Annotated in this window: 6 protein-coding genes; 4 read left to right on the top strand and 2 right to left on the bottom strand. The window is 71.7% G+C overall.

Features of this window, described 5'->3' with window-relative positions; translation table 11 throughout:
- Positions 1-119: 119 nt before the first annotated feature.
- On the bottom strand, positions 120-998 hold the full coding sequence (gene panB / locus RKE38_RS00220) for a 3-methyl-2-oxobutanoate hydroxymethyltransferase (protein WP_316005456.1): 879 nt from the start codon (positions 996-998) through the stop codon (positions 120-122).
- 274 nt (positions 999-1,272) lie between these two features.
- Between panB and RKE38_RS00215 the strand changes: the two genes are divergently transcribed.
- Positions 1,273-3,606, top strand: a complete 2,334-nt coding sequence (locus RKE38_RS00215; protein ID WP_316005455.1) for an immune inhibitor A domain-containing protein — start codon at positions 1,273-1,275, stop codon at positions 3,604-3,606.
- A 215-nt stretch (positions 3,607-3,821) separates the two neighbouring features.
- Here RKE38_RS00215 and RKE38_RS00210 read toward each other — a convergent pair whose 3' ends face one another.
- Positions 3,822-6,218 (bottom strand): immune inhibitor A domain-containing protein, encoded by a 2,397-nt coding sequence (locus RKE38_RS00210; protein ID WP_316005454.1) that lies wholly within the window; start codon positions 6,216-6,218, stop codon positions 3,822-3,824.
- A gap of 263 nt (positions 6,219-6,481) precedes the next feature.
- Here RKE38_RS00210 and RKE38_RS00205 point away from each other — a divergent pair, with 263 nt between their 5' ends.
- The 3 genes from RKE38_RS00205 to RKE38_RS00195 are packed head-to-tail and all read left to right on the top strand — an operon-like array spanning position 6,482 to position 12,510.
- The gene (locus RKE38_RS00205; protein WP_316005453.1) at positions 6,482-8,032 is read left to right on the top strand and encodes an NAD(P)/FAD-dependent oxidoreductase; all 1,551 of its coding nucleotides are present in this window, start codon (positions 6,482-6,484) and stop codon (positions 8,030-8,032) included.
- Between the two features lie 55 nt (positions 8,033-8,087).
- Positions 8,088-9,425 (top strand): type I glutamate--ammonia ligase, encoded by a 1,338-nt coding sequence (glnA, locus tag RKE38_RS00200; protein WP_316005452.1) that lies wholly within the window; start codon positions 8,088-8,090, stop codon positions 9,423-9,425.
- Positions 9,426-9,480: 55 nt separating this feature from the next.
- Positions 9,481-12,510, top strand: coding sequence for a bifunctional [glutamine synthetase] adenylyltransferase/[glutamine synthetase]-adenylyl-L-tyrosine phosphorylase (locus tag RKE38_RS00195; RefSeq protein WP_316005451.1), 3,030 nt, complete (start codon positions 9,481-9,483; stop codon positions 12,508-12,510).
- Positions 12,511-12,528: the final 18 nt, after the last annotated feature.

The following is a 12,528-nucleotide window of genomic DNA, read 5'->3' as shown; positions in this document are numbered from 1 at the left end:
GGCCGGACGCGGCGACGCTAGCCCCTCTCGGACCCGTTGTGGGTCCTACCGCTGCACGACTTCGGTGTGCCGCAAAGCCCACGCGGGTCGGGACGCCGCTCGCGCGTCAGGCGGGCTGGTCACTCGGGGAAGGAGTGCTCCGCCGCCGGGAACGCGCCCGAGGCGACGTCCGCGGCATACGCCTGCGCGGCCCGGCCGAGGTCGCCACGCAGGTCGGCGTACTTCTTCACGAAGCGCGGCGCCTTGCCTCCCCGCAGGCCGGCCATGTCCTGCCACACCAGCACCTGGGCGTCGCAGTCCGGGCCGGCGCCGATGCCGATGGTGGGGATGCCGAGGACCTCCGTGACCCGCGCAGCCAGCGGTGCGGGGACCATCTCCATCACGACCGCGAAGCAGCCGGCGCGCTCGAGGGCCACGGCGTCGTCGACCAGCCGGTCGGCGGCGTCGCCACGGCCCTGCACCTTGTAGCCACCGAGCACGTGCTCGCTCTGCGGGGTGAAGCCGATGTGGCCCATCACGGGGATGCCCGCGCGGACGAGGAGCTCGACCTCGGGCACCATCGCCGCGCCGCCCTCGAGCTTGACCGCGTGCGCCAGGCCCTCCTTCATGAAGCGGGTCGCGGTGGCCAGGGCCTGCTGCGGGCTCGCCTGGTAGGAGCCGAACGGCAGGTCCGCCACGACCATCGCGTGACGCGCCGCGGACGTGACCGCGCGGACGAGGGGGACGAGGTGGTCGACCGTCACGGGCACCGTGGTCTCGAAGCCGTAGACGTTGTTGCCGGCCGAGTCACCCACGAGCAGCACGGGGATGCCCGCCTCGTCGAAGATCTCGGCCGAGTACATGTCGTATGCCGTGAGCATGGCCCACTTGCGCCCCTCCTCCTTCCACGCCTGCAGGTGCGGGATGCGGACGCGGCGCTGCGGCGCCGCCTGCACCCCCGTGCCGTACGGCGCGGTCGTCTCGTGGGCGGGGGAGGACGGGCTGGGCTGCTCGGTCATGGCGGCATCCTAGGAGCAGGTCCGTGTCACGGCGGGTGCCCGCGAGCTCCCGTCGCCGCCGGGCTGCTCGGTGGTTGCTTTCTGCAACGAAGTTGGTTCCCCAGTGCAACCAAACCGACGCAACTGGCCGTGGACGCCCGTCAATTCTCGACCGATCGGTCACAAATTTACGAACTCCTTAACGACAGGGGTCTAGGTGTGGTCCGTCCCGCCGTGTTTGGCTCGCCCTTGTGTGTGCCGAAGGGTGCGCAACACACATAAAACTGGAGGATCCGTGAAAAGACGTCATCTGAGCGTCATCTCGGGCGCGGCCATCGCAGCCGTCGCCCTGAGTGTCGCGACGGCGCCGGCGCAGGCGACCCCTGCGCCGACCCAGAACGAGCCGAAGGCCGCCAACCGGGCGCACGACCTGCCCAACCCGCTGGGCGACGCCCAGCGCGCGCTGCGCAAGGAGGCGGTGGAGAAGCTCGTCAAGGGCGAGGCCACCACCGAGACCCGCGGCGGTCAGCGTGTCATCAAGCTGAAGGGGAACGCCAAGGCCGCCAAGGGCAGCAAGGCCGCCCAGGACCGCTACGTGTCCTACCCCGTGGAGCGTGAGGAGGACATCTTCACGATCCTCACCGACTTCGGCGACAAGGTCGACCCGCGCACCGGCGGCACTGCAGGCCCGGTGCACAACAACATCCCGCAGCCCGACCGCAACTGGGACGGCAACAGCACCGACGACAACTCGACGGCGTGGACGAGCAACTACGACCGCCAGCACTACCTGGACATGATGTTCGGCGATGGCGAGTCCTTCAAGGACTTCTACGCCAAGCAGTCCAACGGCCGGTTCGCCGCCAAGGGCGACGTCTCCGACTGGGTGACGGTGCCCTACAACGAGTCCCGGTACGGTCACAACCCGGTCAAGGGTGACGGCACCAGCGAGTCGGACGGCTACTGGAACTACATCAAGGACACCGCCTCCGCCTGGTACGACGCCCAGAAGGCCCAGGGCAAGACCGACGCCCAGATCGCCGAGTACCTCAAGCAGTTCGACAAGGTCGACCGCTACGACTACGACGGTGACGGCAACTTCAACGAGCCCGACGGCTACATCGACCACTTCCAGGCGATCCACGCCGGGGAGGGCGAGGAGGCCGGTGGCGGCGCCCAGGGCGAGGACGCCATCTGGTCGCACCGCTGGTACGCCTACTCCACCGACCAGGGCAAGACCGGCCCCGACTTCAACAAGCTCGGCGGCGTGCCGCTCGGCAACTCCGGCATGTGGATCGGTGACTACACCACCGAGCCCGAGAACGGTGGCCTCGGCGTCTTCACGCACGAGTTCGGCCACGACCTCGGCCTCCCGGACCTGTACGACACCCAGGGCGGCGACAACGGCACCGGCTTCTGGACGCTGATGTCCGGTGGCTCGTGGCTGAACCACGGCACCGACTCGATCGGCACCACGCCCGGCTACATGGGCCCGTGGGAGAAGCTGCAGCTCGGCTGGCTCGACTACAAGGTCGTCCCGTACGGCCAGGACGCGACCGTCAAGCTCGGCCCGGCTGACAAGCCGGCGAGCCGGTCCGAGTACCAGGCGCTCATCACGACGCTCCCGGACAAGACGGTGACCACCGACTACAACACGCCGCACGGCGGTTCGATGGAGTGGTGGGGCGGTGCGGACGACAGCCTCAACAACACGCTGACCCGCACGGTCGACCTGACCGGTAAGCAGTCCGGCTCGGTGTCGGCGTGGCTGCAGTACAACATCGAGTACGGATACGACTACCTCTACGCCGAGGTCAGCACCGACGGCAGCAACTGGACCCAGCTCGGCTCGCCGATCAGCGGTCCGGTCGACAACGAGGCCATGACGCCCTGGGCGCAGCAGACCTGGGACCTCACGCCGTACGCCGGCAAGAGCGTCCAGTTCCGCTTCCGCTACGCCACCGACGGCGGCCTGCACTACGAGGGCCCGTTCGTCGACGACATCACGGTGAACGCCGACGGCGCGCAGGTCTTCAGCGACGACGCGGAGTCCGGTGACAACGGCTGGACGGCCAAGGGCTTCACCCGCATGGGCGGCTCGACCTCCGTGCAGGCCAGCCACTACTACATCGCCGAGAACCGCACGTACACCGGCTACGACAAGACCCTGCAGACCGGCCCGTACAACTTCGGCTGGGCGAACACCAAGCCCGACTGGGTGGAGCGGTTCCCGTACCAGAACGGCATGCTCGTCTGGTACATCGACGGCCAGTACACCGACAACAACACCAGTGGCCACCCCGGTGGCGGCGAGGTGCTCCCGCTGGACGCACGTCCGACGCCGGTGAAGTTCTACGACGGCAAGCTGCTGGGCAACCGGCGCCAGCCGTTCGACGCCACCTTCGGCCTCGAGAAGACCGACGCGGTCACGTTCCACAAGAACGGCGTGCCCACCGAGGTTCCCTCGCAGCCGGCGATGCCGACCTTCGACGACAGCAACCCCAACGCCTACTGGAGCGCGGCGAACCCGTGGAACTCCACGAAGGTTGCGGGCTCCGGCACCGTCATGAAGGTGAACAAGTCCGAGGACGGCGGCAACGAGCTGCAGGTGCAGGTCAGCTTCAAGTGAGCTGACCGGATGCCCTGAGCACCCGTCCCAGGAGCCCCGCGACAACGGCGTCGCGGGGCTCCTGCGTGTCCGGGGTGGGCGGGCAGCCGCACCGCGCAGCGCGCACCGCGCGCCGGGACGAGGCCCCCGGCGGGCGCCGGCGGACCCTCGACCCCGGGACGGGAAGGGGCCCCGCCGGCTGGTGCCGGCGGGGCCCCTCGTGGTGCAGGTCCGACCTACTTGGGAGCCACCGTGATGTTGAGGTGGCCGCCGTTGGCCTTGCCGTTGACGGTCACCGTGGTCCCCGTCTTCGGGACGTCCACGCCGTACCAGCCCGGCTCGTAGCGGCCCGCGTGGGCACCCGTGCAGGCGTGCTCGTCGCAGTTGCTCCACCACGACTTCGTGTCGTCGAAGACGCTGACCGCCGGCTTGGAGGCGATGCTCCCGGCCACGCCGTTGTTGTGCAGCGTGATCGGGTCCGTGGGCTCGACGCCGAAGGTCGAGTCGTAGGACAGGATCCGGTTGCGCATCAACGTGCCGTCGGGCCAGTGGCTGAACTGCGGGTGCGCGTCGACCGGCAGGACGAGCCCGCCGCCCGGGTGGTCACCGACGTTGTTGTCGCTGAACGAGTCGTCCCAGTACGACACGAGCAGGCCGTCCTGGTACGGGTAGGACTCGACCCAGTCGGGACGGGTGTTGAGGAACCCGAAGTTGTACGCCGTCCTCAGCGAGGCGTCGTACCCGTCGTACTGCCGGTTCTCCAGCACGTAGGCGTTGAAGTAGAACCGGTCCTCGGACCCGCTGGTCGAGACGAAGCCGTCCAGCGTCCACGCGGAGTCGGCGACGGGTGTGCCGCCCACGGCCACGGCGTCCACCTGGAAGCCGGGCTCGACCGCGGCCGCGTCCGTCTCGTAGTGGAACCGCATCTTGGTGGTGCCTGCCGGCAGGGTGGCGGTCAGGTCGACCCAGCTCCCCGCCGTCGAACCCGTGATGCCGGTGCCCGAGTCGTTGAAGCCGCTCTGGTTGTGCCCGGTGTGGGGGCCGGTGTCGGAGCGGTTCGTCGGGACCTTGGTCCACGTGGTGCCGTCCGTCGAGGCCTCGAGGAACGCGTAGTCCCAGTCCTGCTCGATCTGGTACCGGACCTTGGCCGTCACCGCGGTACCGGCGACGGGCGCGGTCATGTAGGTGTTCAGGTCGTTGCCGGCCGTCGACCAGAAGAAGGTCGAGCCCTCGGCCGGAGCACCGAGCTGGAGCGGGACGTTCTTCTCCGGCAGGACGACGAACACCGCCTGCGGCGACTTCGTGGCCGGCGTGTTCGGGCCGAGCTTGTGCGTCGACTTCTGGCCGGCCCTGGCCACCTCGTACAAGGGTCCGTCGTCGCCCTGCGGGGAGAGCCACCCGAGCTGGAACTTCTCCCAGACACCCATGTCGGTCGGTGCGTCACCGATGCCGTCGGGGCCGCCGTCGCCGATGTTCGCGCCGGACGACATCAGGGTCCAGAACGCCGTGTTGTTCTCCGCACCGCCGGTGTTGCCGGAGGTGTCGTAGAGGTCCGGCAGGCCGAGGTCGTGGCCGAACTCGTGGGCGAAGACGCCGAGCCCGCCGTTCTCCGGCTGCACCGTGTAGTCACCGACCCACACGCCGGTCGGGTTGTTCGGCACCTGCGCGCTGGAGACGAGGCCGGTGTTCGAGCCGATGTTCACGCCCGGCAGGCCGCCGGGGCCGCCACCCTGGAGGTTGGCGTACGAGCGGTGGCTCCAGATGGCGTCCGAGCCCTGGTTCGGGTCACCGGCGGCCTGGTCGCCGCCGGCGTGGACGATCTGGAAGTGGTCGATGAAGCCGTCCGGCTCGGCGAAGTTCCCGTCACCGTCCACGTCGTAGCGGTCCTGCTGGTCGAAGGTGCGCAGGTACGCCTGCACCTGCGCCATCGTCATGCCGCTGTCGAGCTGGTTCTTCGTCCACACGGCGAGCGCGTCGCGGATCAGCGCCTTGCTCGTGTTGCAGACGATGTCGCCGCAGTAGTCCCGCCCGTAGAGGGCCTCGTTGAACGGGACCCTCACCCACTCGGTGACCGCGCCGTCCACGGAGTACCGGCCCGAGGACTGGGCCTCGTAGTACTTCCGCATCCGGTTGAAGTACATGTCCTGGTAGTGCGCCCGGTCGTAGTCCGGCTGCCACAGCGTCGAGTTGTCGACGGAGCGGTCGGGGGCCGGGATCTCGTTGCGGCGCGGGCCGGTGACGTCGGTGGCGCTGCCGTCCGGCGGTGGTCCCTGGAACCGCGGGTCGGGGTACTGCTGGTCCCCGAACTCCGCGAGCACGACGAAGATCTTGTCGGTGCCCTCGTTGTCGAGCTTGACGTACTGACCCTTGCCGATCTTGGCGACCTTGCCCTGCATGGCCTTGTCGCCCTCGAGGCGTCGCTGGAGGGCGGCTTCCTTCTGGGCCGCCTTCTTCTGCGCGATGGGCAGGGGGTGGGGCCGGTTGTCCGACCCGCCCTTGGCCTTCCCCGCGGCCGTGTCCGTCGGTGGGACGGCGCTGGCCGGGCCGGTGGTGAGGAATGCCCCCACCACCAGCGAGCTTGCGGCGAGCAGGCTGTAGACCCGCCGCCGTCGTGCGCGGACTGCTTGTGTCACGTGGACCGTCCTTGTGTCGCTGGGAACTCCTCCTGGTGACTCGGTCGGCCCCTTCGATCAGGTGCGGCTGACCGGGACGGGGACAGTGAACGCCCCGCAGGCGCCGCTTGTGATCACCCGACAACCGTTTCGTTATGCACTCGTGACCTCCGCGCCGCCCGTCCCGCAGGGTGGACGAGCAGCAGACCGGCACCCATGACATCGGTCATGGTGCCTGGAGAGGCGCCGGACCGACCGCCGCAGCCACCCGTAGGCTTCCGGCCGTGGACTACGACGACGTCGTCATCGGTGCCGGGCACAACGGGCTCACGGCCGCGGCATACCTCGCGCGGGCCGGCCGGCGGGTCCTCGTCCTCGAGGCGGCCGACCACGTCGGCGGTGCGGCCGTCTCCGCGCAGGCGTTCCCCGGCGTCGACGCCCGGCTGTCGCGGTACTCCTACCTCGTCTCGCTGCTGCCCCGGCAGGTCGTCGGCGACCTCGACCTGGACCTGCGGCTCATCCGGCGCCGCTTCTCCTCCTTCACGCCCGTCCCCGCAGACCCGGCGCGCGGGTTGCTGGTCGACAACGCCGACGAGGCGGCGACCGCCGCGGGCTTCGCGGCACTCACGGGCGGGCAGCGCGAGCACGCCGCCTGGCAGGACTTCTACGGTCGCGTGCAGGCCATGGCCGAGAAGGTCTTCCCCACGGTCCTGGAGCCGCTGCGCACCGAGGAGGACCTCGCCGCCCTCGTGGGTGACGACGAGCTCTGGGAGGCAATCGTGCGCCGGCCGCTCGGGGAGGTGCTCGAGGAGCGCTTCGCCGACGACACCGTGCGCGGCGTCGTCGCGACCGACGCCCTCATCGGCACGTTCGCCGACCTGCGCGGCGCGGACCTGCGCCAGAACGTCTGCTTCCTCTACCACCTCATCGGCGGCGGCACGGGGGACTGGGACGTGCCGGTCGGCGGCATGGGTGCCGTGACCGACGGGCTCGCGCGCGCCGCCACGGCCGCGGGCGCCGACATCCGCACCGGGGCGCGGGTGCTCGCCGTGGACCCCGACGGCACCGTGGAGTGGGACGGCGGCTCGGCCCGCGCCTCGACCGTGCACGCCGCCTGCGCGCCGGCGGTCCTCAACGACCTGCTCGCCGCCGCCGGCGCCGACCCGGTCGAGACCGAGGCACAGCCCGAGGGTGCCCAGCTCAAGGTCAACATGCTGCTCTCGCGGCTGCCGCGGCTGCGCGACGAGGCCGTCGACCCACGCGCCGCCTTCGCCGGGACGTTCCACGTCAACGAGGGCTACGCCCAGCTCCAGGAGGCGTATGCCGCGGCCGAGGCCGGGCGGGTGCCGCAGGTCCCGCCCTGCGAGATCTACTGCCACAGCCTGTCGGACCGCTCGATCCTCGGCCCGGGGCTCGCCGCGACCGATGCGCAGACGCTCACGCTCTTCGGCCTGCACCTGCCGGCGCGGCTGTTCCGCGGGACCCGGGAGGAGCACGACCAGGTCAAGGACCTCGCCCTGGCCCGCACCCTCGAGTCGCTCAACTCCGTGCTCGCCGAGCCGGTCCAGGACGTGCTGCTGCGCGACGACGACGGCGCCTACTGCCTCGAGGCGCGGACCCCCGTCGAGCTCGAGGCCGACCTCGGCCTGCCCGGCGGCAACATCTTCCACCGGTCCCTGCAGTGGCCCTGGGCCGAGCGGCCCGAGGAGGTCGGCACGTGGGGCGTCGAGACCCGGCACGAGCGGGTGCGCCTCGCCGGTGCCGGCGCGCGCCGCGGTGGCGGCGTCAGCGGCATACCGGGCCACAACGCGGCCCGGTCGGTGCTCGAGGCCTGAGCAGCCCGCGCGTCAGGTAACCCCGGTGAAACACGACTAGGGCAGGATTCGTCACATGGATCGTCAGCAGGAGTTCGTCCTCCGCACCATCGAGGAGCGCGACATCCGCTTCGTGCGGCTGTGGTTCACCGACGTGCTCGGCACGCTGAAGTCGGTGGCGGTGGCGCCGGCCGAGCTCGAGGGGGCGTTCTCCGAGGGGATCGGCTTCGACGGGTCCGCGATCGAGGGCTTCGCCCGGGTGTACGAGGCCGACATGCTGGCCAAGCCCGACCCCTCCACGTTCCAGGTGCTGCCGTGGCGCGGTGACAACCCCGGCACCGCCCGCATGTTCTGCGACATCACCCTGCCCGACGGGGCGCCGAGCTTCGCCGACCCGCGCCACGTGCTGCAGCGGGCGCTGGGCAAGGCCGCCGACCTCGGCTTCACCTTCTACACGCACCCGGAGATCGAGTTCTACCTGCTCAAGCAGGGCTTCGCGCCGGGGGAGGTGCCCGAGCCGGTCGACCAGGCCGGGTACTTCGACCACGTGCCGCACGGCACCGGCCACGACTTCCGCCGGGCGGCCATCACCATGCTCGAGTCCATGGGCATCTCGGTGGAGTTCAGCCACCACGAGGGCGGCCCGGGGCAGAACGAGATCGACCTGCGCTACGCCGACGCCCTGTCGACGGCCGACAACATCATGACCTTCCGCACGGTCATCAAGGAGGTCGCGCTCGAGCAGGGCATCTTCGCCTCCTTCATGCCCAAGCCGTTCGCCCAGCACCCGGGGTCGGGCATGCACACCCACATGTCGCTGTTCGACGGCGACAGCAACGCCTTCCACGAGCCGGGCGCGCCGTACCAGCTGTCCAAGGTGGGCCGGCAGTTCATCGCCGGGCTGCTGCGCCACGGCGCGGAGATCACCGCCGTGACCAACCAGTGGGTCAACTCCTACAAGCGGCTCTGGGGCGGCGGGGAGGCCCCGGCCCACCTCACGTGGGGGCACAACAACCGCTCCGCGATGGTGCGGGTGCCGATGTACAAGCCGACCAAGGGGCAGAGCAGCCGGGTCGAGGTGCGCACCCTCGACGCCGCCTGCAACCCCTACCTCGCGTTCGCGCTCATGCTCGCCGCCGGCCTCAAGGGCATCGAGGAGGACTACCCGCTGCCGCCCGAGACCGAGGACGACGTGTGGGGCTTGACCTCCGGGGAGCGCCAGGCGATGGGCATCGAGGCGCTGCCCACCTCCCTCTACGAGGCCATCCGCGTCATGGAGCGCAGCGACCTCGTCGCCGAGACGCTGGGCGAGCACGTCTTCGACTTCTTCCTGCGCAACAAGCGGTCGGAGTGGGACGACTACCGCGGCGAGATCACGCGGTTCGAGCTCGAGCGCTACCTGCCGGGCCTCTGACCGGGAGCCCGGTGCGGCCACGCCGGCGCTCCGACCGCGTCACTAGGGTGGTCGGGTGAGCACCGGCCGGTCGTCGTCCCAGGCCGGCGCGCTGGTGCGGCTCGGGTTCGCCGACGCCCAGCGGGCCGGCCAGCTGCTCGCCGACCCGGCGCTGGCCGGCCTCGTCGACCCCCTCGACGACGTCTTCCGCGACGGCCTGCCCGACGCCCTGGGTGCCGTCGCCGACCCCGACCTGGCGCTGCTGTCGCTCGTGCGGCTCATGGAGTCCCTGCGTGCCAGCGAGCCCCGCCGTCGCGACGAGGAGGACGGGCCGGGGGCGGAGGTGCGCGGGCTGCTCGCCGCGATGCGCCACCCGGGTCCCGCCCGGGACCGGCTGCTCGCCGTCCTCGGTGCCTCGACCGCGCTCGCCGACCACCTCGTGGCACACCCCGAGCACTGGCGCAGCGTCGCGCACGCCGCTCCGGTGGAGGCCGCCGACCGGGTGCGCGACGTCGTCGCCGCCGTGCGCGACCACGGCGAGGACACGGCATACGACGCCCTGCGCATCGCCTACCGGCGCAACCTGCTCGGCATCGCGGCCCTCGACCTCACCGCTCCGGACGTCGTCGAGGAGCTGCCCCGCACGGCGGCGGCGCTCGCCGACCTGGCCCAGGCCGCCCTGGAGGGTGCGCTCGTCATCGCCCGGGACCAGGTGGGGGAGCAGGCCGACGCGTGCGACTTCGCGGTCATCGGGATGGGCAAGACGGGCGGCCGTGAGCTCAACTACGTCAGCGACGTCGACGTCATCTTCGTCGCCGAGCCGCGCGAGGGCGTCGACGAGGCCGTGGCCATGGCTGCCGGGACCGCGCTCGCGACCCAGCTCATGCGGGCCTGCTCCACCTCGACCGGTCACGGCACCCTCTGGCCGGTGGACGCTGCCCTGCGTCCCGAGGGCAAGAACGGGCCGCTGGTGCGGACGGTGGAGTCGCACCGCGCCTACTACGAGCGCTGGGCCAAGACCTGGGAGTTCCAGGCGCTGCTCAAGGCCCGCGTCGTGGCCGGCGACCGCGACCTGGGCGAGACCTACCTGGCGGCCGTCCGGCCGATGGTGTGGCAGGCGGCCTCACGCGAGAACTTCATCGAGGACGTGCAGGCGATGCGCCGCCGGGTGGAGCAGCACGTGCCCGCCGCGGAGGCGGACCGCCAGCTCAAGCTCGGCCCGGGGGGCCTGCGCGACGTCGAGTTCAGCGTGCAGCTTCTCCAGCTGGTCCACGGGCGCACCGACGAGACGCTGCGCTCCGGCACGACGCTCGAGGCACTCGACGCCCTCGCCCGCGGCGGGTACGTCGGTCGTGACGACGCGGCGGTCCTCGACTCCAGCTACCGGCTGCTGCGCACCCTGGAGCACCGGATCCAGCTCTACCGCCTCCGCCGCACCCACCTCATGCCCACCGGCGAGGCCGACCTGCGCCGGCTGGGTCGCGCCCTCGGCCACCGGTCCGACGCCGCCAGGGCGGTCGAGGACCAGTGGCAGAGGCAGGCGCGGGAGGTCCGCCGCATCCACGAGCGCCTGTTCTACCGGCCGCTGCTCGCCGCCGTCGCGCGGCTCAGCAGCAGCGACGCGCGGCTCGGCCCCGAGGCGGCCCGCGACCGCCTCTCCGCCCTCGGCTTCCGCGACCCGGCGGGGGCGATCCGGCACCTCGAGGCGCTGACGTCCGGCGTCAGCCGGCGGGCCGCGATCCAGCGGACCCTGCTGCCGGTCATGCTCGGGTGGTTCGCCGACGAGGCCGACCCCGACGGCGGGCTCCTGGCCTTCCGCAAGGTGAGCGAGGAGCTGGGCACCACCCACTGGTACCTGCGGCTCCTGCGCGACGAGGGCTCCTCGGCCGAGCGGCTCGCGCACATCCTCGCGCGGAGCCGGTATGCCGCGGACCTGCTCGTGGGGGCGCCGGAGGCGGTGGCGATGCTCGGCGAGGCCGGGGGGCTGCAGCCCCTGCCGCGGGCGGACCTCGTCCGCCGGATGACCGCAGCGGCAGGGCGCCAGGACGACCCCGACAAGGCCGTCCGCACCGCGCGCGGCCTGCGCCGGCAGGAGCTGTTCCGCGTGGCCGCGGCCGACCTGCGGGGCGAGCTCGACCTGCAGGAGGTGGGCGCCGCGCTGACCGACCTCACCGCCGCGCTCATCGAGACGGCGCTCGCCGTGGCCCGGCGCGTCGTCGAGCAGCGGCACGGCGCCCTGGTGACCCGCCTGCTCGTCGTGGGCATGGGCCGGCTCGGCGGCCGCGAGGTGGCGTACGGCTCGGACGCCGACGTGCTCTTCGTCCACGACCCCCTGCCGGGCGCCGACGAGGCCGTGGCGCAGGACCAGGCCCTCGAGGTGGTGCAGGAACTGCGTCGCCTCCTCGGCTCGGCCGGACCGGACCCCCAGCTCGGGCTCGACGCCGACCTGCGACCCGAGGGCAAGAACGGCCCGCTCGTGCGCAGCCTCGCCAGCTACCGCGCCTACTACGAACGGTGGTCGCTCACGTGGGAGTCGCAGGCGCTGCTGCGCGCCGACCCCATCGCCGGCGACACGGAGCTCGGCGACGCCTTCGTGCAGCTGGTCGACCCCCTGCGCTGGCCGGCCGAGGGGCTCAGCGAGTCCCAGGTCCGCGAGATCCGCACGCTCAAGGCGCGGATGGAGGCGGAGCGGCTGCCGCGGGGCGCGGACCCCAAGGCCCACTTCAAGCTCGGTCGCGGTGGGCTGAGCGACGTCGAGTGGACCGTCCAGCTGCTGCAGATGCGGCACGCCCACGAGCTCCCCGGCCTGCGGACGACCAGCACCCTGCCCGCCCTCGCGGCGGTCGAGGAGGCGGGGCTGCTGCCGGCCGACCGCGTCGCCGCGCTGCGCGAGGCATGGACCCTCGCCTCGCGGCTGCGCAACGCGGCCGTGCTCTACCGCGGGAAGCCGGTGGACAGCGTGCCGTCCGACCTTCGCGTCGCCGACGGCGTGGGCCGGATCCTGGGCCTCGAACCCGGCTCGGGTGCCGAGCTCGCCCAGACCTACCGCAGGGTCGCGCGGCACGCGCGGACGGTCACCGAGCTCGACTTTTACGGGACCCGGTAGCGAGGTACGGTCGAGCGC

Source organism: Phycicoccus sp. M110.8 (assembly GCF_032464895.1).
Lineage (GTDB): Bacteria > Actinomycetota > Actinomycetes > Actinomycetales > Dermatophilaceae > Pedococcus.
The sequence above is the reverse complement of the archived record's forward strand: the minus strand, read 5'-3'. Positions and strand labels throughout refer to the sequence as shown.

Coding starts and splice junctions, on each gene's coding strand:
- panB (WP_316005456.1), bottom strand. CDS start 998: ATGACCGAGCAGCCCAGCCCGTCCTCCCCCGCCCACGAGACGACCGCG.
- glnA (WP_316005452.1), top strand. CDS start 8,088: ATGGATCGTCAGCAGGAGTTCGTCCTCCGCACCATCGAGGAGCGCGAC.